The sequence below is a fragment of the Mariniflexile fucanivorans genome (genome assembly GCF_004341235.1).
GTDB classification, from domain to species: domain Bacteria; phylum Bacteroidota; class Bacteroidia; order Flavobacteriales; family Flavobacteriaceae; genus Mariniflexile; species Mariniflexile fucanivorans.
The window spans coordinates 465,620-489,380 of record NZ_SLUP01000002.1; the positions used below are offsets into that span (position 1 = coordinate 465,620).

19 protein-coding genes are annotated in these 23,761 nt (G+C 30.5%); 9 read left to right on the plus strand and 10 right to left on the minus strand.

All coding sequences use genetic code 11. The features are described 5' to 3' along the window. The first annotated feature begins 328 nt into the window (after nucleotides 1-328). On the plus strand, nucleotides 329-2,650 hold the full coding sequence (locus tag EV196_RS05585) for a glycosyltransferase (RefSeq protein WP_207902813.1): 2,322 nt from the start codon (nucleotides 329-331) through the stop codon (nucleotides 2,648-2,650). A 108-nt stretch (nucleotides 2,651-2,758) separates the two neighbouring features. Here the strand turns inward: EV196_RS05585 and EV196_RS05590 are convergent, their stop codons facing one another. Beyond that, nucleotides 2,759-4,222 carry a glycoside hydrolase family 130 protein gene (locus EV196_RS05590; RefSeq protein WP_132215893.1) on the minus strand — a complete coding sequence of 488 codons (1,464 nt, stop codon included), beginning with the start codon at nucleotides 4,220-4,222 and terminating at the stop codon, nucleotides 2,759-2,761. A gap of 165 nt (nucleotides 4,223-4,387) precedes the next feature. Beyond that, complete coding sequence (locus EV196_RS05595) at nucleotides 4,388-4,873, minus strand: YciE/YciF ferroxidase family protein (protein WP_132215896.1); 486 nt, start codon at nucleotides 4,871-4,873, stop codon at nucleotides 4,388-4,390. A gap of 391 nt (nucleotides 4,874-5,264) precedes the next feature. Between EV196_RS05595 and EV196_RS05600 the strand changes: the two genes are divergently transcribed. From EV196_RS05600 to EV196_RS05620, 4 genes are all read left to right on the plus strand, one after another. Further along, nucleotides 5,265-7,133 carry a hypothetical protein gene (locus EV196_RS05600; protein WP_132215899.1) on the plus strand — a complete coding sequence of 623 codons (1,869 nt, stop codon included), beginning with the start codon at nucleotides 5,265-5,267 and terminating at the stop codon, nucleotides 7,131-7,133. 696 nt (nucleotides 7,134-7,829) lie between these two features. Continuing rightward, nucleotides 7,830-8,288, plus strand: a complete 459-nt coding sequence (gene gntA, locus EV196_RS05610; protein WP_317128012.1) for a guanitoxin biosynthesis heme-dependent pre-guanitoxin N-hydroxylase GntA — start codon at nucleotides 7,830-7,832, stop codon at nucleotides 8,286-8,288. Between the two features lies 1 nt (nucleotide 8,289). Then, nucleotides 8,290-8,880, plus strand: coding sequence for a DUF1989 domain-containing protein (locus EV196_RS05615; RefSeq protein WP_132215908.1), 591 nt, complete (start codon nucleotides 8,290-8,292; stop codon nucleotides 8,878-8,880). A 31-nt stretch (nucleotides 8,881-8,911) separates the two neighbouring features. Then, on the plus strand, nucleotides 8,912-9,364 hold the full coding sequence (locus EV196_RS05620; RefSeq protein WP_132215911.1) for a hypothetical protein: 453 nt from the start codon (nucleotides 8,912-8,914) through the stop codon (nucleotides 9,362-9,364). A gap of 262 nt (nucleotides 9,365-9,626) precedes the next feature. Here EV196_RS05620 and EV196_RS05625 read toward each other — a convergent pair whose 3' ends face one another. The 4 genes from EV196_RS05625 to EV196_RS05640 all read right to left on the minus strand — a co-directional run bounded on the left by EV196_RS05625 (nucleotide 9,627) and on the right by EV196_RS05640 (nucleotide 12,684). After that, nucleotides 9,627-10,238 (minus strand): hypothetical protein, encoded by a 612-nt coding sequence (locus EV196_RS05625; protein WP_132215914.1) that lies wholly within the window; start codon nucleotides 10,236-10,238, stop codon nucleotides 9,627-9,629. A gap of 213 nt (nucleotides 10,239-10,451) precedes the next feature. Then, on the minus strand, nucleotides 10,452-11,396 hold the full coding sequence (locus EV196_RS05630; RefSeq protein ID WP_132215917.1) for a cation diffusion facilitator family transporter: 945 nt from the start codon (nucleotides 11,394-11,396) through the stop codon (nucleotides 10,452-10,454). Then, entirely contained in the window at nucleotides 11,396-11,821 is a 426-nt protein-coding gene (locus tag EV196_RS05635; protein WP_132215920.1) for a transglycosylase SLT domain-containing protein, read from the minus strand. The genes EV196_RS05630 and EV196_RS05635 overlap by 1 nt, the downstream gene beginning before the upstream one ends. Before the next feature lie 14 nt (nucleotides 11,822-11,835). Beyond that, a complete protein-coding gene (locus tag EV196_RS05640) occupies nucleotides 11,836-12,684 on the minus strand; it encodes an SDR family oxidoreductase (protein ID WP_132215923.1) in 849 nt (282 codons plus the stop codon). 228 nt (nucleotides 12,685-12,912) lie between these two features. On the opposite strand from EV196_RS05640, the gene EV196_RS20205 reads away from it, so the two are divergent. Further along, nucleotides 12,913-13,146: a YciE/YciF ferroxidase family protein gene (locus EV196_RS20205; RefSeq protein ID WP_262711326.1), complete on the plus strand. Its 234-nt coding sequence runs from the start codon at nucleotides 12,913-12,915 to the stop codon at nucleotides 13,144-13,146. Nucleotides 13,147-13,166: 20 nt separating this feature from the next. Then, nucleotides 13,167-13,406, plus strand: coding sequence for a YciE/YciF ferroxidase family protein (locus tag EV196_RS20210; RefSeq protein ID WP_262711327.1), 240 nt, complete (start codon nucleotides 13,167-13,169; stop codon nucleotides 13,404-13,406). A gap of 339 nt (nucleotides 13,407-13,745) precedes the next feature. Here the strand turns inward: EV196_RS20210 and EV196_RS05650 are convergent, their stop codons facing one another. Then, nucleotides 13,746-14,756, minus strand: coding sequence for a helix-turn-helix domain-containing protein (locus EV196_RS05650; protein ID WP_132215927.1), 1,011 nt, complete (start codon nucleotides 14,754-14,756; stop codon nucleotides 13,746-13,748). Nucleotides 14,757-14,958: 202 nt separating this feature from the next. Between EV196_RS05650 and EV196_RS05655 the strand changes: the two genes are divergently transcribed. After that, entirely contained in the window at nucleotides 14,959-16,005 is a 1,047-nt protein-coding gene (locus EV196_RS05655) for an AraC family transcriptional regulator (RefSeq protein WP_132215930.1), read from the plus strand. On the opposite strand, the gene EV196_RS05660 is transcribed toward EV196_RS05655, so the two are convergent. Further along, the gene (locus EV196_RS05660; protein ID WP_132215933.1) at nucleotides 15,989-16,939 is read right to left on the minus strand and encodes a helix-turn-helix domain-containing protein; all 951 of its coding nucleotides are present in this window, start codon (nucleotides 16,937-16,939) and stop codon (nucleotides 15,989-15,991) included. The genes EV196_RS05655 and EV196_RS05660 overlap by 17 nt on opposite strands. A 635-nt stretch (nucleotides 16,940-17,574) precedes the next feature. Between EV196_RS05660 and EV196_RS05665 the strand changes: the two genes are divergently transcribed. Next, nucleotides 17,575-18,558 (plus strand): DNA topoisomerase IB, encoded by a 984-nt coding sequence (locus EV196_RS05665; RefSeq protein ID WP_132215936.1) that lies wholly within the window; start codon nucleotides 17,575-17,577, stop codon nucleotides 18,556-18,558. 685 nt (nucleotides 18,559-19,243) lie between these two features. On the opposite strand, the gene EV196_RS05670 is transcribed toward EV196_RS05665, so the two are convergent. Both EV196_RS05670 and EV196_RS05675 read right to left on the minus strand, forming a co-directional pair. After that, a complete protein-coding gene (locus EV196_RS05670; RefSeq protein WP_132215939.1) occupies nucleotides 19,244-21,262 on the minus strand; it encodes an SGNH/GDSL hydrolase family protein in 2,019 nt (672 codons plus the stop codon). A 9-nt stretch (nucleotides 21,263-21,271) separates the two neighbouring features. After that, on the minus strand, nucleotides 21,272-23,761 hold the full coding sequence (locus tag EV196_RS05675) for a heparinase II/III family protein (RefSeq protein WP_132215942.1): 2,490 nt from the start codon (nucleotides 23,759-23,761) through the stop codon (nucleotides 21,272-21,274).

Consider the following 23,761-nt stretch of genomic DNA (forward strand, 5'->3'; position numbering starts at 1 on the left):
AGTATTAACCCACCAATTTTGAATCATTGTTATAAATATTTGTAGAAACTAAAAATTGAAATTGAATGGAATAATTTCTAGTTCCTCATCTATTATTATAAACTCAAATGACAACTTAATATTCAAACCCAAAAATTAAAAAAGAGATTCTAAATTGATTGGGTTAACAAATTTATTTTTAAGGATAATAATGGACTCTCTAAACGTATAATTTAGCTATGATGACGGTAAAATTTGGTTTAGAGAATATATGTACCAATAGCACAATAAATCAATTAAAATAAAAAACCACTGAGATGATGTAAATAACCACAAATTAATTAAACCCATGAGAAGCTATATAGATATTAAAAAGAAAGTGAATACTAGAACTTTTAAAAAGGAAAAACCAGAATTAAAAAAAGGAATAAACACCCTAAACAAGAGGTCTAAAAGCATACCTAAAGTATTATTAATAGCTACCTATCCACCTAAAGAATGTGGCATTGCAACTTATACTTTCGATTTAAAAAAAGCTCTTGAAAATCAATTTGAAGATAGCTTTATTATAAAAATATGTGCTTTAAAAACAACCAATGATATACATGACTATAAAAATGAAAATGTTGAATTAACATTAAATCCTGATAGTTTAGAATCCTTTACAACTATTGCCAATAAAATAAATACTAATAAGGACATAGAAATGGTTATGATTCAGCATGAATTTGGGTTGTTTCATAATAATGAAGGAGGATTTTTAAATTTTTTAAAATCATTAAACAAACCTATTATTATTGCCTTCCACACAGTACTACCAAATCCCAATAAAGATTTAGAAAAAAATGTAAAAAATTTAGTTTCTATAGCTAAAGCTGTTACGGTTATGACAAAATCTTCAGCCGATTTACTCATCCATACCTACGGCGTCAATCCAAATAAAATAGAAATTATATCCCACGGAACACATTTAGTAAAACATCAAGATAAATCTCTTTTAAAAGAAAAATATAATTTATCTAATAGAAAAGTTATTTCAACATTTGGCTTTTTAGGTCCTGGTAAAAATATTGAAACCACGCTGAATGCATTACCTGATATTATAAAAGAACATCCTGAAATTCATTTTTTAATAGTTGGAAAAACGCATCCCAATCTTTTTGATCAGCAAGGTGACACTTACATGCATTCTTTACAAAAAATGGTTGATGAGTTAAAATTAACGGATCATGTACAATTTGTAAATAAGTTTGTTCCACTTCCGGAATTGCTAGAATATTTACAACTTTCTGACTGTTATGTATTTACTTCTAATGATCCTAATCAAGCTGTAAGTGGTACATTTTCTTATGCTGTAAGTTGCGGTTGCCCAATTGTTTCCACACCTATTCCACATGCTAAAGAAGTGTTACGTGAGGAGAATGGTTTATTATTTGATTTTGGCGATTCTAAACAGTTAGCCATTAAAGTAAATTGCTTACTAAATAATGACGGTTTAAGACAACATATGAAAATGAAAGGATTGCACGCATCTTCCGCTACCTCATGGGAAAATGCCGCTATATTACATGCGCTCGTTTTTTCAAAACAATTAAAAAAACCATTAAAACTGAAATATAAGAAACCGGAAATAAATATCAATCATTTATTAAATATGACGACGGATGTTGGTATTATACAATTTTCGAATATAAATACACCGAATATTGAATCTGGTTACACTTTAGATGATAATGCCAGAGCACTTATCGCTGCTTGTGAGTACTATAAATTATCACAAAATCCAACAGATGTAAAACTTATAAGAAAATATGTGAATTTTATTTTAAAATGCCAACGTGATAATTGCCTATTCTTAAATTATGTTGATAAAGACAAAAAATTCACAAACCAGAATAATGAAGTAAACCTAGAAGATTCTAACGGTAGAGCTATTTGGGCTCTGGGCTACACATATTATTTAATGGAAGAAGGTCTTGATCTGGACATTACCTTACTTCAAAATATCAAATGCACCATAAACCAATTTAATATAAAAATACAGCATTTTAAATCGCCACGTGCCTTAGCTTTCGCCATAAAAGGTTTGTATTATTTTAACTTAAAAATGGATGACAAAAAAATAACTGAGTTTATAAATGATGCCGCAAATAAGCTCGTAGAGCTTTATGATTTTCATTCGGAAAAAGATTGGAATTGGTTCGAGCCTTACCTTACTTATGCTAATAGCGTATTACCAGAATCTCTTTTGTACGCATGGAAATCCACAGGTGATCTCAGATTTAAAAAAATAGCAAAAAAATCATTTGACTTTTTAATTTCTAAAATTTTCACTGACGATTCCATTAGAGTCATTTCAAATCAAAGTTGGTTAATTAAAGGGTTTGAAGAAAAAACCGTACAAGTTGGCGGGGAACAGCCCATCGATGTTGCTTACACCATATTGGCCTTAAAAGAATTTAATAACATATTTCCGTTTGAGGGCTATGATGACAAAATGGAAACCGCATTCAGTTGGTTTTTAGGCAATAACCAATTAAAGCAAATTTTATACAATCCTTGTACGGGTGGTTGTCATGATGGTTTGGAAGAAAAAAATGTAAATTTAAATCAAGGTGCGGAATCTACTGTTAGTTATTTATTAGCCCGATTTGCTTTTGAAAACATTTAAAATATATAACTACATTTACATAGAAATATAGGATTAAAAAAAGTGTATTGTAAAATTTCAATACACTTTTTTTAATTCCTGTTATTTTAAAAGTTCACTATAAAAACTTTAAACTTCTTTTCTTAGTTCTGATAATAAATCATCCATATTTACTGTTACATAGGAAGATGCATAATCTGATACAGCATAAGGGAGTATTAAATGATTATTATGAATTAAGCTACCACAGGAGTATACAACATTGGGAACATAACCCTCCCTCTCTTCTTCTAAAGGAGAAAGAAGAGGTTCTTTTAATCGACCTATTTCTTTCGTTGGGTCTTCTAAATCCAATAAGGAAACTCCAATACAATAACGTCTCATTGGTCCGACGCCATGAGTTATAACCAACCAACCGTGTTCAGTATAAATTGGAGAACCACAATTACCTATTTGAGTAAATTCCCATGGGTATTTGGGTTCTTGAATCTTTATTGGGTCATTCCACAATGTAATTCTATCAGAGTAAAATAAATAATTATTTACTCCGTCTATTCTTGCCAACATAGCGTACTTTCCTTTTATTTTCCGAGGGAACAGTGCGAAATTTTTATTCTGGGCACCATGACCATGCATGGGCATTATTCTAAAATTAAGAAAATCACATGTATAAAGTAGTTTAGGAATTATTGTAAACCCATCGTAAGCGGTATAGGTGGCATAAATTTTTTCAGAACCGTCATCATCTGTAAATCGCACAAATCTGGCATCTTCAATACCTCGACTTTCTGAAGGTGATATTGGTAAAATAGCACGTCCAGATATTTTAGAATCTTCACTAAATTCAATATCATAATACGAGTCTATAAGCCATGTCATTTCTTTAAGAGCTTTTTTTCTTTGTTCATCAACATCTAACCTTAACATTTCTCTAATAGCATTTTTTAAAGCATCATATTCAAACTTATCAGGTAGTGAATCCATAAAGGGAGAGGAATATGTTTTTGGAATATGCATTTCCTCCATTTTCTTCATAAACCTTTTTTTATCATATGTTTTTTTCTTAATAATAACAGGAAGATCTATGTGTTTATGAGTCTCAATCATACGCAGGTTATTGGAGGCATCTAAAATTCCCTTCCTAAAAACAATGGAGGATAAATGCCCTTCTCCCGTTGCTCTAAAAGATATAATGACTCTTTTTTCTCCTTCTGCCAAAAATGACTGATCAAAATCTTCAACAATAGATGGGTTAAATAATGCAGCAGATTCTATGGAATACTCCATTGTACTATATGCACCAATTAAAAGACGGCGTTCTAAAGAAAGTTTTTGGAAATCTACATTAATGGATTGAATTAGATTTGTATAATTATTAGCGTGTTTCAAAAAAATTTCTGAAATATTTCTATGCCTTCCTACAAATCCTTTTAATGTTATTTCAAGTTCTTGCTTAACTTGTACTTCATTTAAGCGCATTATTCGCTTAACCAAATTGATGGTTCTAAGATCTCCGTTATTAAAAAAACGGGCTACTACTCGGCTAGAGTCTGGTTTAAAATATAGGTTTTTACGAATTACAGGAACCGCCATATTATAATATAATTTAAATTTATTTTCACTAATACTCTCCTCTAACAGAAAAATTAAACCGCTATAAAATAAGCGGTTAATAAATAACTTTTAAAAAACTGCCTACAAATGTTAATTGGGCTGAGGGAACACAAATTCATTCATAGGCAGCAACAACTAATTCAATTAGCTAATAGCTTTTTTATTAAGCCTATTCTCTGCTAATTTGTCTAACTTATTATCTGCATTATACTCTTCGTCCAGAGTTTTTTGCAATTTTGAAGCAATGTCGTTATGCCCTAATTCTTTGGCGTATCTTACAGCTGTACCATAACCAGAAATCTCGTAATGTTCTACACGCTGGGCTTCTGCAATAAGGCCTGCATCCATCACCTCTTTATCATCTGCTTCATCCATAAAACTTTCAGTTTCTTTAATTAAACCTTTCATGGCCTTACAAGTTTCTCCACCTGCAGAAATACTTAAAGCATCACAAATCTCTTCAAGTCTTTTTTTATGGCCCTTAGTTTCTTCTAAATGATCTTCAAAGGCTTTCTTTAATTTACTGTCATTTGCTTTTTTTGCCACTTTAGGTAGTGCTTCAATTAATTGACTTTCTGCACTATATAAGTCTTTTAACTGATGTTCGAATAAATCTTCTAATGTTTTCATAATTTTTTGATTTTTTAAATTAATGGTTTAAAGATATTTCGAAAAAACAGCGATGATTAATCTTAAAAATAAAATTCTTAATTCAAATGCTACTATTATACTTTTCTTATTAGTTAGACTTTGAAAAAAAATTATTATTAGTTCCTAAAATTTAATAAATGTGAAAAAGATTTAAAACATGTTTATTGGGTTATTTGAATTGAGTATTTGTAGAATTATAATATTACAGAAAGCAATAGGGTTAATTAAAAATTTAATTTAATTAAAGTTCAATATCTTTAATCTTTATGTTTGGAATATTTTTAAAAAATAGATTGGTTAATTTGTATTGTAATCATTATAAATATTAAAAAAACCTCATTACTAAAACTTCAAAAATACTTTAAAGCACATGAGCCATAAGTATATATTTATTTTATTCCTATTTGCTGGCCCCTATGTTTTGGCACAATTAAAACCTGAAGAAAAGGATTCTGTTCCTGTTTATAAAAAAATTGAAACCTATTCCCAAAAAAGTAAATTCACAAAAACTATTTACGACCTCATATTTAGATCTTCACATAAAAAAAGCAAGAAAAGTATAAGTATTAAAAAGCAAATGGATTATAGTGCTTTTCAAGGAAAACCAATAAGAAATATTAGTATTGAAACATTAGATCCTTTTGGGTTTTCGGTAGAAGACACAACGAAACAGGCAAAAAGCTGGTTAGGAAATGTTGGAAACAAGGTTCATATAAAATCTAATAACTTTGCTATACGTAATTTGCTATTATTTAAAAAACATGCCCTATTGGACACCTTGCAAATCACCGAATCAAAACGATTGATGCGGTCGCAAAAATTTATACGAAGTGTAAAAATAGATGTTAAAAAAATACAGGGAGAACATGATTCGGTGGATATAAAGGTACGAGTGTTGGATTCTTGGAGTTGGGTACCGCAAGGATCCATCTCAACTTCCAAATTCAACTTCCATCTAAAAGAAAGGAACTTCTTAGGGTTTGGTCATGAATTTAACAACCGACTTAGCAAACGATTTAACGATGGCAGAACCGCCTATAGTTTTGATTATATAGTACCTACCATAAAGAATACGTATATAAATACCTCCCTCACCTACCAACAAACTTTAGAAGGTTACTATAAAAAGAGTATTAATATTGAAAAGAATTTCCTATCAACCTTAAATAAATGGGCGGGCGGCATTTATATTGATCGTCAGTTTAGACAAGATTCACTACCCAATGACTCTTTTGAATTTAAAAACAATAATTTTAAATATAGCACACAGGATATGTGGATTGGACGTGCATTTGATATATTTAAAAACAATAAATATGGATCGCGTACCACGAACCTTATTACATCCTTAAGATTTATAAACTCCAATTACACCGAAAAGCCCGAACTAGCATATGATGCTATTGATTACTATGCCGATGAGGTATTCTATATGGGCCGTATTGGTGTGGCATTAAGAGAATTTGAGGAAGACGCTTATATTTTTAGGGATGGCATTGTGGAAGATGTCCCCATAGGTTTTGCCTCGTCCATTACTTTGGGCATCCAAAAAAAAAACCAAAATAGCAGACTGTATTTAGGAAGCAATCTGGCCATTGCAAAATATACTAAAAGAGGATATTTTAATGGGACTATAGAACTTGGAACTTTTTTTAATAACAGGAAATTAGAACAAACGGCATTATCCCTTGAGCTAAACTATTTCACTAATTTAATACCGCTCAGTGGGTCATGGACGATGCGTCAATTTATAAAACCGCAAATACTATTGGGATTTAACAGATTGGACGCTATTGGCGACAGACTCAATTTAAACGAAAATGCAGTCTCTATAGGTTACGATAGGAATGAATATAGACGTCATGAACTGGCCAGCATCCCAGGCTTTAACACCGATATTAATGGTTCGCAAAAAATATTACTTTCATTACAAACACAGTTTTATTCACCTTGGAACCTTATTGGATTTCGGCTTAATCCATACATAAATATTACATCTGGGCTTATGGGCAGAACAACCGACCTTGAATTTAATAAAAAATTATACGCTTCAGTTGGGGTTGGATTCATTATTAGAAATGATTATTTAGTGTTTAATTCCTTTCAGGTTTCATTGTCCTATTACCCTAGAATTCCTGGGCAAGGTTATAACATTTTTAAAACCAATTCTTTTGAAACCCAAAATTTTGGTTTCGGATCTATTGAAATAGGAAAACCTACTACAGTTTGGTATCAATAGTATTTCCTGAACGCTCAAGATTATGCTTTCAAAACAAAAAATTCATCAAAAAAACTTTTACCAAAACATATATTTAAACCATTAAACATTTTTCAAACAGACCAAAATCATTAGAGTTAATATTTTTATTTTTTGTGCAATTCTTATAATTTACTAAAACCTAATTTTAATAAAAATTTAAAATTATAAAATTATGAGCACTCAAGACAAAAAAGAAAACCAAAAAAAGGACGATAAAAAAAACAATCTTAAAAAGTCGCCAACTAATAAAAAAACGGCAACAAATCCAAAGAAAAAATAATACTTTCTTGGTATAAGCTTCTGATAACACGGTGTTATCAGAAGCTTTATTTTTTATTGTTATTCAAATTTATTAATATAAAAATCATGTAATACATACATATTAATGTTTTAAACATGATAATAAAACTTTTAGAATAAGTTTATTCAAAAACTAAAGATGTACCGTATTATAATGATTTTAGAAAGAAAAAGGTCTTTAAAATGAAACCTAATATCTCTCAAAAATATAAAAATTTCATCCTGAAAAAAAAGCACCCTTGTGTTATGGCCAATTCTATTTTTCGTTTAAATAACTATGAACTAAAAATATATGATGATATAACTTGCGATGAAATAATTAAACCTATATTATCAGACATTGAAAACTTCAATAAATCTTAAAATTTCGATACCATTGAGTTCCAATCCTTAATGTTTTGCTTTAAAAAAAATAATTTTTCTTCTGAAATCGAGTTTGAAAATACACTTTGGGCTTTTCTTCAAAAACTTCACGATCAAGATGATACCTCTTGGGATTCTAAGGTAAGCAAAAACCCAGATGATTTTGACTTTAGTTTTAGTGTTAAAGGAAAAGCATTTTATATTTTAGGAATGTATCCCGGGAGTTCCAGACTAGCTCGAAGAGCTCCATATTGTACCGTCGTATTCAACTTACACTGTCAATTTGAGAAACTAAGGGAAATGGGTGTTTACCAATCTGTTAAAAGAAAAATAAGGAAACGAGACAAAAAATTGCAAGGACATATAAATTCGGTATTAAAAGATTTTGGTACAGCCTCGGAGGCAAAACAATATAGTGGTAGGCAAATTGAAAAGGATTGGAAATGTCCATTCAATCAAAAAAAAATATAAGATGAATGTAACTAATATAATACCACCACAGTCTGGTGCGGCATTTAAATTAAACAAAGGAGATATACTAACAGTTATTGATCCTTTAGGAAAACAAGTGAGTGATATGGTTCTATTTAATGGAGGTGATATTAAGGAGCGTATTTCATCGGGGAAAACAATGGATTTTGAGGAAACTATTTTATTAACTACTGGAAATTTTTTATGGAGTAATCGCTCAAATAAAATGATGGAAATTCTAGAAGATGAAAATGGCAGAAATGATTTTCTTCTTGCACCTTGCAGTCCAGAGACCTTCAAGATTATGTACAATAATCCATCCTATCATCCCAGTTGTTTGGAAAATTTATTTAAAAATCTAATGCATTATAATATTAATAAAGATGATATACCTACAGCATTCAATATTTTTATGAACGTACAGTTTGATACAAACGGCAGGCTTAAAGTTTTACCCCCTACTACAAAACCTGGTGATTTAATTCGGTTTAAGGCTAAAATGGATTTAATTGTTGGTTTAACGGCATGTTCAGCCGAGGATAGTAATGGAGGCACTTTTAAACCAATTCATTATACAATAGCACAACCATAAATAATATATAGTGATTATAAGTGTTTATTTTATGAGTTTATTCGATTTATCAATATATATCTTAGTTTGGATAATATCAGTATCTATAATGACGCTTTTTAGTATTATAGCAAGTCATTTATTTAATAAAGAATACCGAGAGCCCATTATTCTTTCTAAAATAATTAGTACAAACAATATTAAAGAGAAAGAAACGGGTATTGACCTCTTCGCTGGTTGGATCATTCATTATTTTATAGGTGCAATATTTATTGTTTTCTATTTTGTACTATGGCATAATTTTGAACAATTAAAATCTGTTTTTTGGAATATTATAGTAGGTTTATTGTTTGGGATTATAGGTGTGGTGGGATGGAATTTAATTTTTAAAATTTTTCCAAAATTGCATGATTTTGACTTCAAGGGTTTTTGTATTCAACTTTTACCCGCACATGTTTTTCTATGCCTATTCGCAATGCTATTACTTAATTGGTTAATGTTATAACATACAATAATAAAAATTCTAAAAATCCTTACATTACATGTTTAATCATTATTATAGTTACATACTAACAAAATACAACGTTAAATACTAGTATATAGATACTTAGTTAAATTTTTCATAATGCTTTTTTAAGGCAATTTTTTGGTTTTTTAAGACATAGACTCTTGATACATAAATTTTAATTTAGTTATTATTAATCTTAAAATTTAAAATTATTTTCAATAGTTAAGCAATAGCTTTCGAAAAACGAAGCGTGATTTTTTTATTTATACATTAGATAAAGAATGTCTTTCGTTTTTTCCAAGAACAACAATAAATGTTTCTGCTTGTTAAAATTAGTTGCACTGTTAACTTGAGAAGAAATATATTTTAATTGATTCATTTTACGATCTAGGAGGGGAAATTTCTTTTGCTGGATAACTTCTAAAACTTGCACAGTATTATCACAAATAGGTTTAAAATCCTGGGTTCTTATTTTATAAGGGTTAATGGAATTATCAGTATAATTTCTTAAAAACATCAATGATTTCGATTTTTTTATATTATAATCATCAGCTGTTTTTACAATAACTCCCACAAGGTTTATGTATGCTTTTTTTGCATAAGTGGAGTCTAGCAAAATTTGCATAGAATCTTTAGTATATTCATCCAATAAGGCTATTCTATCTATAATGCTATCAGGTTTAAGTAAAACAATTTCATTATTTTGCAAATTCACGGTGTCATACTGTTGTGGTATAGCACCATTATTATTAAAATTGCTGAATTTTTTATGACATGCATAAAAAAAGTATGACAAAATACCTAAAATCATTATTAACACTATAATCCGTGATATAAAACGTGTGTGTTTTTTAATTTTAATTATAGTCATAATTAATTTTAATTCTAAAAAAGTAAGAAATATATTATATCATTATTTTTGCTAAATATATCAGATAACGCATATTTAAATTTGTACTTTAAAAGAAAAAAATAACCCAAAAAAAAAAATGAATTGAATTTTATACTGGTAAATAAATTGATTTGTTTTAACATGGTAAATCATTATATGTATAAATATCATTATTTAGAGAATAAGCTTTTGCTAAGGATGTAAGGATTTTACCTGCATTATAGTAATGTCGTGTATTTTCCAATGAAGTTGTTTTAATTCTTTAATACCTTCAGTAATTAATTCTTCCACATTATCCTCACTTGTTAGTACTTTAATTTCGCCAAAATAAACTTGACCATGCTCTCTAAATCTTATTTCAAAACCTTCAACCCAACTCCAGTAAGCAATAGTTTTTTCAATTTCTTCAAGAAGTGGGTCAACTATTTGTGAACCGATTTTATAAGGCACTCTATCCATCAAATCTGTAATCGCATTAGTTAGATTATTATATCCATCTTTAATTACGGATATGGATATTAATATTGCCATAATTGCATCGAACCACCATAAACCATACCCTACTCCAATTATTCCTAAAATAGCTGTACCTGCAGTCATATAATCAGCTTTTTGAGTAGTAGCATCTGTATGCAATATTTTATTGTGAAGATCTTTTGCGGGTTTTTGCTTTTTGTGTCCCAAAATCATAGCGGGTATGGCACTATACAAAAGAGCTATGATCATGAACCAACCTAACCATATTTGTTTTCCAAATATCATGGTACTTCCTATAGTTGGGCGTTCACCAGATATCAAACTTATACTGGAATCAACAATTAAAAACATACCCATTCCAAATAAAGCTAAAGAACCCGTTAAAAAAGCAATGCTAAAAACACGGTGATAACCATAAGGAAATTTTTTATTTGCAGGTCTATTATATATTCGAGTGGATACAAGAAACGCTATGGAAGGAACTATGCTCAACAAATCTTCTAACCATGCGGTTTTCATGGCTTGAGACGACCCCATAACTAAAAACATAACCACAATAACCGAAATAAGATATACAACAGTAACCTTTTCTAAAAAAGTTGCCTTCTTTAAAGCTTTTTTTAGATGTGGGGGTAATTCAAAAGTATGTGTAAGATACATTATTTGATTTTATATATAAATTCTTCTAATTTAAATAATAACAAATTTTCTCCTTTAGGGATAAATAATACGTGAATACCGTCATAAGGTGCTGTTGTGCCAACTTCATTTTTTAATATGTTATTTTTTTCAAACCCACCAATTATCAAATGTATTTTATTATTGTTAAGGGAGTCAATCAGTTGTGTTTCTGTACCCTCTAAAAACTTGGATTTAACTTTATAGAAAGTTCCAAATTTTTCCATCATAATTTTTTCCTGTTCAATTAATTTGAATCTCTCAGAATCTACAGGTGCCTGAACTACACCCACTTGCATTTCATGTTGTTTTATAGAATTCCATGATTTATTAGGATCTTTAGGCATATTGCAGTTTGTAACCACTAAAAAAACTATTATAAATAACAAATGTTCAAACCATTTCATTGCTAATATAAATTTTATGAACCCACCATTTCACCACCATTAACATGTATAAACTGACCTGTGATGTAACTACTATCTTGAGATGCCAAAAAAACATAGGCTGGACCCACTTCACTTGGTTGTCCTGCTCTTCCCATGGGGGTATCCTGCCCAAAATCGGTTACATCATCAAAAGTTGCGGGTATTAAAGGCGTCCATATGGGCCCTGGAGCAACGCCATTAACTCGTATTTTTTTTTCTACCAATTGCGCGGAAAGTGATCTGGTAAAACTTGTTATTGCACCCTTAGTACTTGCATAATCTACCAAATGGTTACTACCTCTATAGGCCGTTACTGAACCCGTATTGATGATAACATCTCCCTCTTTTAAATGATTCAAGGCTGCCTGTACCATAAAAAAATAGGGATAAATGTTTGTTTGAAATGTTTTTTCAAGCTGATCCTTATCAATATCAATTACAGAATTTTTAGGAAATTGCATAGCCGCATTGTTTACAAGGATGTTTAATTGACCGAATTTTTCAACACAGTTTTCCACGGCATTTTTACAGTTAGTTGCACTCTGTAAATCTTTTTTCATAATTAAACACTTTCTTCCCTCTTTTTCTACTAATTCCTTAGTTGCGTTTGCATCTTTATCTTCAGAAAAATAGACTATAGCTACATCACATCCTTCACGGGCAAAATGAACTGCTATGCTTCTGCCTATGCCACTATCGCCACCAGTAATTAGCGCTATTTTACTTTTAAGTTTTTCGCTGCCCTTATAGTCCTTACGAATTATTTCTGGCTCAGGTTTCATTTTAAATTCTTTACCTGGTTGTGACTGATTCTGTTTTTCAAATTTTTTTGGTTTTTTCATAATGGTATTAAATTTTAATCAAATTAAGTAGTAAATGCTGAAAAATACAGACTCAAAACATATAAAAAATAACTCAAAAAAAATTATTAAGCATTATAGATGAGTTAATTAACTATGATAAAATATTATTAAAGTTAATATTAATTCTATTAGAGCAAAGTCCATTATAAGCATGGGAATAATTTTAAAATCAAAAAATATAAGTGTAATTTAAAATTTAGAAAACTAATGAAAACATTAAAAGATTTATTTGAACATCAATTAAAAGGTTTATATAGCGCAGAATGCAAATTGGTTGAAGCTTTACCTAAAATGTTACACCACGCAGCCAATATTAGATTGAGAATTGCTTTCGAAAGCCATCTTAACGAGACTAAAAAACATAAAGACCGTTTAGAAAAAATATGTGAAGAACTTGACATACAGCCTAAGGAAAAAACCTATAAACCACGGACGTTTTAATTAGAGAAACTGAAAGTATTATGAAAAATAAAACTGAAAAATGGGTTGTGGATGCTTGGTTAATTGCAGAAGCTCAAAAATTTAAGCATTATGAAATTTCTGGTTATGGTACAGCTGTAAGATACGCTAAAGAATTAGGTCTTGAGAAAATCGCATCGAAACTTCAACAATCATTAGACGAAGAAAATGGAGCAGATGATAAATTTACATTTTTAGCAGATAGACGCATTTTATATAAATCTACTACCTATGATATATAAAAAAACCGCCTCAAATTGTGAGACGGCTTCTTAATAAATCAAAGGTTGTTAAATAAATGGATTAATTAACTTTTGTTTTTGCAAAAAAACCTTTGATATCCCAAATAGTAACTTACTAAAAAAAATAAACTAAATAGCATTTAACATGTAATCTTCTAATACGGTTATTATAGAGAATACTTGTTCAAATTCATTTTTAATAGATATACACTAAATTAAAAGTTGAATATCATTTTTCTTAACTCAAAAGAAAAATTAATTGACCTAATAAAGATATCCTATTCAATTTTTAAATTAAAGCTAAACCTATATATTCGTATATAAACCAAAACTTCCTTTTTATTTTAATTTTTTAATGTATTGACTAGGAAGAATTCCAAATCTCTGAAAAAAGATTTGTGTAAAGTAACTCCGGCTATTATAACCTACTTTATATACCACTTCCGAAACTGTAAGATTGGAATTTTCCAAGTAATTATGAGCCGTCTGAAGTTTAATTTCTTTTATATAATTATTTACAGTTTTACGATATAAAAGTTTAAAACCTTTTTGAAGTTTTGGACTGGACAAATGCACCTTAGATGCCAATTTATTAACAGTCAAATTTTCATGCACATGCTCTTTAATATAGTCTGTGGCCTTCTCAATTTTAGCTATATCATCGCAATTCAAATTTGTAGAACATTTAAATTTCTCATTATAATTTTCATATTCCCATAGCTGTAAACCTAATATAATATTAATAATACCTTCAGCGGTAATTTGTTTTATCATACCAGAGTAATTACAATTATTAAGTTGTCTAATATAATCAGCTATTTTTAAATTAAAATTTCCAAAATGATAAAACATTTTATTGCTCTTACCTCCTAAAATCTCATTCAAATTTGATGTAAGTAATTCTTTATGTTTACTATATTTTTTAAAATATTTTATAGGGCAAATTTGAATAATATTTAACTGTAGAGGAATACCACATGCCATTTTATACGATGTATAATCCCCTGCCCTATATCTTATAATCACGTTTTGGTAGCTTTCAAAATTTGCAAAATGCCCTTTTTTATTGTTAAAGCTGATTTTACCCGATGTTAAAAAAAGAAAATCGATGGGCACAGGCTTATTAAATATGGTTTCAAAACAAATAGCTTCTAACAAGTAAACATCAAAAGAAATAAAAGACATTCCTTGACCTAATAACATTAATGTAATGGATCCATTACCAATATTATTATTAAAAGTGATGCGATATTCATTGGAAGAAGTTTTTAATGATCCATTAAAATATTTAGTAAGTTTATCTACAGTTTTTTTTCCAATTTCAAAATTAATTAATAAAGGATCTTTCACATTATGAGGGTTTATAACGCAAAGAAATTGTAAACTCTGAATTTTGATTAACGGTTTTGGATTTTTAAGTATCGATTTTGAATGGATAGTAAGTGAACTTCATGATTTTTTATACAAATTATGAGTACTAACAAATTTCAATACGTACAAGAAGAATTTTGTAAACATATATTGTGCTATATTGCATAAAATATCTACTTCAATGAAAAAGTTTCAAGTGCACTCACTGCCCTTAAAAGATGTTATAAAAGATTTTGCCCATAATTTTAAAACTGATTACACTGTTAACTGCGAAGAATACTCTCTCACGATACCCGATATTTATGGAGAAGGAACCATTCAAGGAATAAATTTTGACAGTGGTTTAGGTTTATTAATTTATAATTGTACCTTTTATTTTGATGTAGAAATTCACTTTACTGTAAATGAAATACATCCTTTGAAATTTTTATATTGTTTGGATGGAACCATTAATCATCACTTTGAAAATGATTTTGAAATTCATGAACTTGAACAATATCAAAACATTATAGTTGCTAGTCAAGATCATCATGGGCATGTTTTAAATTTTAAGAAAAATATACCTACTGAAATTTATAGTTTAGAAATAAATAGAAAATTATTCAAACAAAAATTACCTTGTGAATTGGGAAAGGCTAAACCAAATCTTCAAAGAATTTTTGAAGATGAGCATGCTAAACAACCATTTTATTACAACGGACTTTATAGCTTGACCCTTGCGGAAATTTTTGACGAAATGAAAAGCCATAATTATGACCATCTTATTGGAAAAATTTTATCAGAAAGTCAATCCTACCGTATGTTGGTACATCAACTTATCCAGTTCGATGACGACAATAACGGAAAACAAAACAATTCAAAAGTTCTAAGAAAGGCCGAATTATCTGCCATGATGGAAGCAGTAGAAATTATTAAAAACGAGCTCGATTCTTTGGGCTCAATAAGTTCCATAGCAAAACGTGTAGGGCTTAATAATGAAAAATTTCAAAACGGGTTTCAAACTCTTTATGGAAAAACAGCAAATAATTACATACAATTTATTCGTTTAAACCTTGCCAAAGATTTATTACTTAATACAGATTACAATATTCAAGAAATAAAATATAAAGTAGGCTTCAAAAGCCATAGTTATTTCACTCAATTATTTAAAGAGATATATCATGTAACTCCCTCCTATTTCAGGAAAAATTTAAAGAAAAAGAAAGGTTTAATTAAGAAACAGATTTAAAAGTGTGCCTAAGTTGTTTTTGGTAATACTTGGGGGCGCACTTATACTTTTTCTTAAAAATACGGCAAAAATAACTTCTACTATTAAGCCCTACTGAATATACAATTTCAGAAATATTTAAATCGGTATTTTTAAACATTTCCAGCGCTTTTTCTAGGCGCATATCTCTAATAAACAAGGCTACCGTGCGATTATGCATTTCCTTAAAACCTAGCTGCAATTTAGAAACGGACAAGCCCGTTTGCCTACAAATTTCTTCAATAGTATAGGGGTGTTCAGGGTTATTTCTAATCGTTTCGGTTAGTTCTTCCAGTTTTTTTATTTCATGAATTCTTAAAAAAGATACATGGCTAGTTTGTTTTTTACGATAAATCTCCTTAAACTTTAAACCTATAATTATGTTGCAATATCCAGCGGCTATCAGTTGGTTTTCAAATTCATTTTTATCAATATTTCTTAATTTCTTTACAAAATCGCAAATTGTTAAATTAGGTTGACCGTCATTACATAATGCATATTTTTCTTGAAAATTCGCTTCAAATATTCCATTTAAAAAATGTAAAACATTCGGTTGCCTTATTTCTAATTTGGTTCTGTCAATTTCTAATACTGTAAAATTATAATCTACATTTTTTTTAAAAACAACTGAGACTGCTAATTGCGATTGCAAACATAATACCACACTAGCAAAAGGTTTTACATCGCAAACCTGAGAATCTACGTTTATAGAAAGAGGATTTTTAGATTCTATATTTATTACCACATTTAAACAATCTTCTTTATCAAAATAAAATGTATTATCGGTATACGATTTTAGATCGATTTCATAAATTTTAATACTTTCATTAAGTTTAAATTTTGAAATAGATCCTTTATATAAATGGTCATTAAAGTGCAGACCTGAAGTTAGAGTTAAACCTTGTAAATTATCCATAACTGTAGTTTTAAATTATTACATGGTTTGGTTGGTATAGCAAAAATGAAGATAATTAAGACATTTTATTATCGTTTTTAATTTTTTTATTATCGTTTTTAATGCTTACTAAAATCACGCTTTATATTAATTAGAAATTATATATCGCCTGTTATAAACGTTAAACTTTTTCTTGGATAATTTACTTTTTTTGTTGAAGGTAAACGGTGCAAACAATTTCTTTATGTTTCTCCGTTCCTAATCAACAAGCAATCTGTTATACACATAAAACATTAAAAATAAATAGATTAAAGGTAAATATTGAAAGCAACTTAGTGATAATTTATACAGATTTTAAAAAATTGTATCGTACTAATTTGATTAGGTTTTACAACTAAGCCAAAATCTATCGAGTTATTTTTAATTTCAAATGAGAAACTTTAGAAAGATAAATAAAGTTAACTATGCATAATTATCGTAATAGAAAATTAAACTTTCAAAGTATTATCTAAATAAAGTTTAAACGATTAATTACCGTGTTGAAAGTAATCTGCTTTAAACACCGAAAAGAATGAATTTTAAATCTTAACAAACGATTCGCAAATGTTAAAAATTATAAGAATATGTAGGGAATTTATATTGTAAATAATTTAGTTATGTATTACAGAAAGAAACACGGAAAAGGTTTTACCTACAGAAATAACGAGGGAAAGACTGTAAAAGATTTGGGTACTCGCAAATGGATAGAATCGCTTATTATTCCTCCAGCCTGGACAGATGTAGAAATTCAAGAAAACCGGAAAGCTAATTTATTGGTAACTGGTAGGGATGATAAAAACCGTAAACAATACATTTACCATCCAAATTATATTGAAAAACAAAATTCAAAAAAATTTGATCGTATTATTGATTTTGCAGATCAATTAGAACATATGCGACGTGTAACCGGGCAACATTTAAGAAAGCGAAAATTAAATCGCAACAAAGTTATGGCTACCATGCTCAGGTTACTAGAATCTGCATTTTTTAGGCCAGGAAGTGAAAGTTATTCAAAAGAAAATTCAACTTATGGATTAACAACTATACGTCGCAAGCACCTTACCATTGATGGAAATGAAATCATATTTAAATATAACGGCAAATCGAATCAAGAACAAGAAAAACACATTGTGAATAAAAAATTGGCAAAGATTGTTCAAGATATTGACGCTATGCCAGGTTATGAAGTATTCAAATATTTAGACGATAACGATAACATTATCGATGTTAAAAGTGATGACCTCAATGCTTATATTCGTGAAGTTATGGGAGAAGAATTTTCGGCTAAAGATTTTAGAACCTGGGCAGGAACCATGATTGCTGCGATTGCTTTAGATGAATTAGGTATGGTTAATAAGCAAGACCAAAAATTACTTGACGAGAACATTAAAGCGGCTATAGTAAAAGTTTCGGAAAAATTGGGAAACACACCTGCTGTTGCTAAAACTTCCTATATAGATCCGCGCATTATTGATGAATACCTTGAAGGACGTACTATTCAATATTTTGAAAAAGAGGTTAATAAACTTTTAAAGAATACTAAAAGCCTTTCAAAGGAAGAAGTGGGTGTGCTATGTTTGCTACGGAATCGTTTTGATTAATAAACATATCTCAAAAACCAATATTATTTGGCTTCCAAATTAAATAATGAAATTTTTAAAATAGTGCAAAAAACGGCAAGACAATACCACCCTCAGCGGAAAAAAGTGAGCATAGTTAAATTATCAATAACTCATTGTATTGTATTAGTTTAAAGCCGCAAATGATCTGGTCAAAATTACCCGCTTTTAATGGTTCTAATCATCCGCCCCATGCTGAAACTCACTAATTCTTTGTAAATTCATATTCAAGGTAAAAAGAAAACCCCGTTTTTGGCTCTGTATAGCTGATTTCGGGGTTTTTCATTACCTTAATTTACAATAAAACCCTCATATTTATAAGGGTTTTGGAATATTATGAATGCGTCTTTATGAAACATGTTTCATAAAACTTTCGCCTAGCCTTGTGTCTATGTACCTTTCTAAGATTTTTACCAACTATTTTTAATATTATGCCTCATTTTATATTGACCAGCGATAGTGCCAGTGCAGTTACCTCCTCTTGTTGATCAGTGTCATTCAATATTTAGATTTTTTCAGACATATAAAAATACAAACGCATTGGAAGTAATACTATACTTTAATGCATTTTTGTTTCTTTTTTAAAATAAAATAATGACACAAATTTTATTGATTAATAGCTATGAAATTTCTTTTATCATCAACAAAATATTTATAAAAGACATCTTTACCATTCAATTAGCTCATTAAGATAAGCTGGATAGTTTGCACCTTCTCCACCACCTCGGGTGATAGAATCTCCAAAACAAATAATGTTTTGATTTGGTTTTAATAGTTCATGTTCTTTTAAAAAGTGATACACATTTTGAGCAATAAAACGGTATCCTAATGCTGTTGGATGTACACCGTCTTTTTTACCACTATTCTTTTCATTTCTTATTAATATATCTTCATTGTGTATAGGTAAGTTTAGCGCTTTAAATTCGGCATTCAAATCGTAAAAATGGACTTTATTTTCTGTAGCAAGAGTTTTCACAATTTTACCAATCTCATCTATTTTTTTATTTGGTGTTTCTGAAAACAAGATTTTTTTATGTCTTGTAAATAAGTAAACACTATCTGCAGGAATGGGACTCATCAAAACCAACTCACTTCCACTAGATTTAATTTTTTTAATTAATATTTCTAAATTAGTTGTGTAAGTTTTATAATCTATCAGCTTAGTAGTATTTAACATATCGTTGGTTCCTACCATCATAATCACTACATCTGGTTTATTTTCTAAAACATCTTTATCTACTCGCTTTAATAAGTCATAAGTATTGTTTCCACCAATACCAGCATTAACCACTTTATTCTTTACTTCTGAATTGGTTATGGTACAATTAATTGCCAAATCGTTTAATTCAACTGGCATTCTTGTGTAGTTGAAAAGTTTAATATTTTCTGCTCCCGCATAAGTGCCATGAGGAGCATTAGGGTTTCTATAGCGATGTACATCATCCCAAAACGATTCACCAAAAACTATGGGAGATTCGATACTGCGTTTCTTATTTTTATAATTACGGATGGTAATATGATGCCCCGAACCATTAATCTCAGCCAAACGTGGTACATTGTATTCACTAATTGTATCCACTAATTCTAAATCTACGTTACAGTTTTTTACATCATTTCCAACAAAAGTAATCAGTGGCCCATATAGAGCATCTCCTTTAGAATTCTCAATAATAGCATCTGTTCCTACGGAAAACCCTTTTTCCTGACAACCAATAGCTGTAGAACCTACTACTTTAGTTGGCGGTAAATTGGCACTTAAATCGAAACCAGAGCGCATGTTTTTCACGGTACAATTAATAACTGTTACGCCTTTGGTTCTCCGTCCGTTTAAACCTCCCGCAGGATAGGTTCTAATACCATCTTCGGACAATGATTTTATTTCGTTAGGTTGAATTTTACCCGGTGGATAATCGCTTTTAAAACCCACATCAAAAGCCAAACCTGAAGTTTCGGCAAGCATCTCGTTGGTTGCTCTCATTTTTCCTTCAACATAACAATCTTCTAAAAGTGTATTAACCGCGCCTTGCATAACTAATCCATGACCATAGGCATGGGTAACTACCTTACACCCCAAGAGTTTGGTGTTCGTTCCTTCAACCAATAACACGGAATGTTTGTGTAAAGGCACCAACGCTCCGCCACCTTTACCTAACAAATGGCCATAACCATATGGGGTTGAACCATGCACATATAAATCAGCATTTTTAATGGTGTTATCATCTCCCATAACACGTACCATTTGTATACGATTTGCAGGGACCTCATTGCCTACATCTTTCGCTTTTAAGCCTTCAATGTAGTTGTTGTTGCCACTTACCAGAAACTCACTAAATTCACTTTTTGCATAGTTTTTATGAAGTTTGGAATCAATATTTAAAGTCACTCCCGATAAAAAATATTGACTATTATTTCCTGAAAAATGAATTAAAGAACCAATTCTGAAATCATCCGTTTTTTTGCTGGTTTCATCACGTTTAAATGTACTAAGCTTTCCAATTTTGATAGATTTAATAGTGTATTCTCCTGGTTTCATTTTAACCAACACATTACTTTTTGCAGCATATTGGGCTAATTTTTCTACTGAATTTATAAAAATAGTATCACGTGAAATTTCTTTGGCTTTTGCTGAAAACACAGCCATGGCCAACACTATTAAACTGATTGTTTTTTTATTTAATCTTATCATTCCTACTTATTAATTTATTGTAGCCTCTTCTGAATTTACTAACTTATTATTGATATATTCTTTAATAGTGACTTGTATATCGTCTTGTTTGATATTTTTAATGGAAATGATTTGTTTCCTTCCGTCGTTTAAAAATACAGTAAGTTCATTTAAGCTGTTAGATTCTATTTTAATAATCGAAGATTTATCTTTATAAGGCTCTAAAACATTTAAAAACTGAGCTTCTTTTCCCTTTAACCTCACGCCGTAAGTGGCACGATTCGGGTTATTCCTGATATCTCTTTGATTACCTCCATTTGGGTAAGTTGCGGTAAGCACTTCTGCCTTTTTTGGCCAAACGGTGTGCACATCTAACTTCATCTCATCTTCTTGAAACATCGCTTTTGTTCCATTTTTAGATTGATACCATTGGGCATTTGTAAAGTACTTGTATTGAGAATTTGAATCTTCGCTCAATTTTGGCATCAAAGCGCCTTTGATTTTTGCGCCTTCAATCGACTTAAACCCTACAGGGTGTAACATCCAATCGTAGGTATGTGTTTGGGGTGCTTTCATGTAATCGGCTATCACAACGTAATCACCTGTTACCACTGATAATCTTCTTTGTAAAACAGGTTCGAAATCAGCATCGTAATCAAAATCATTCCAAGGAGGAAATACATCTCGATTGAATATAGGTATCATCCTCCACCTAGCATTTGTTTGCACTACCGAGGCCTGCATTAACTCTCCTTTATGAAATAAAATTTGTTCTGAAGGTACGGCCTCCTGTTGTAAACCATCTACCACAACCATATTATGCGTTGCAGATGCTTGCACACATTCTTTGTAGCCAGCATGCCCATAACCAAACCAAACCATTTCTGTTCCAAAATACTTGTGACCATATCTGTTCAAGGCCGTCATACCTGTTCTATCCAAATGTCCGTGCCATCCACCATGCGTGCCAAATTTGAAATACGCTTGAATTTGATCTTCGGGATTTTCGCTATTTAGTTGAGAACGTAATGCCACTAAGCCAACATTAGAAACATATTCAGATTCTGAGCGTGGATCTTTAACCGTTGGTAATTCAACCACACCATACAATAAGGCTAACCAACTATCACGTTCTGAATGACTCAGCACCCAGGCTAATTCATCTTTTTTGTAATGCCGGTAAGCCAATTCATAAAAATCGGCAGGTTTAGCTAAAGTCCCATCGTTATTTGGTATTAAATTGGCATGCTCGTCCATCATAGGAATATAAGCCAAGACCATTTCCTTTAAACCGCGCGTAGTTGAACCCGTAGGTCCCCAAATGTCAAATTTCATTCCGGTAAACCCTTCTTTAGCATTCTCAAAATCTTTACTTTTATAGCGCGCAGGCAGTCGTCTATCATACAAATCCCATCCATAGTTTTCAAAAGCCTGAGCTACTAAACTAAACCTTTCAGTTACTAAATAACAATAGCCTGGAGTTCCTTCAAACCACCAACCATCTGGCATAATTCCTTTGGCCATTTGATCGAATAACCCACCATCACTTTCAACAAAATGATTTAAGGTTGAAATATCTTGTAAAAAAAGCGAAGTCACAACAGAGCCGATATTTGCACCCGCCTGATGATTCATGATTCCTATGGGGCTCATGTGCGAACGATCTTGTTCTAAATAATAATGCATGGTATTTTCAATATTCAGTCGCTCTTTTTCAGACAAAATATCTTCACCGTATAAAATATCGCAAACAGCTGCTAAATACATAAAGAAATTCCCTTCGTGAACTTGAACTCCTGTAGTGGCTGCTCCAATAGAAAGGTATCCTTTTTCTGGATCTGTAACTTCTTTTACGAGCTGAACCACCTTATCTAAATACGCCTTATTTTCGGTAAGTTTATAGGCCAAAAGCACTTTAAAAGCCTTTTCGGAATCTGCGGCATTATAAGCTAAACTTTTCCATCTAAGGGTGTTTCTTGGAAGGTCTACAATCTTTCTTTCCGGCACTTTGTATGTATTAGCAAATGCTACAAGGCTTTCCAAATTTTGCTTTGCCCATGCAGCATTTTTAGCTTTTTCTTTGGCTTCTTCCAATATGGTATCCGTAACAAAAAGAAACGGGTGCGGTTTATAACGTACTGTAATAAATTCCAAATTTTCAACTTGTTTATTGGCTTTGTTTTCTACAATTAAAAAACTAGATTCTTGCCCGCCGACTGGAATTCTATCACTTATCTGCATCAAAAATTTACCTTTGTAAATCTGATTTCCTTTTATGGAAACCACAGAATCCAACAAAGTCACTTTACAGGCTAAAGTGCGAGGATTTTTAATATGAATCTTAAAATGTTGCTCCTCATTTGTAACATTTTTAATTTCAAAAGAGTATGTAACCGTTTCATTTGCCTTAGCCGCTTTAGATTGCTGATTACTGCTTAAAATAGCATTTACAGTGGTATCTATTGCATAAGAATTTATGCTGAAAATCAAGATTACAATTGCTAAGTTTATATTTTTCAT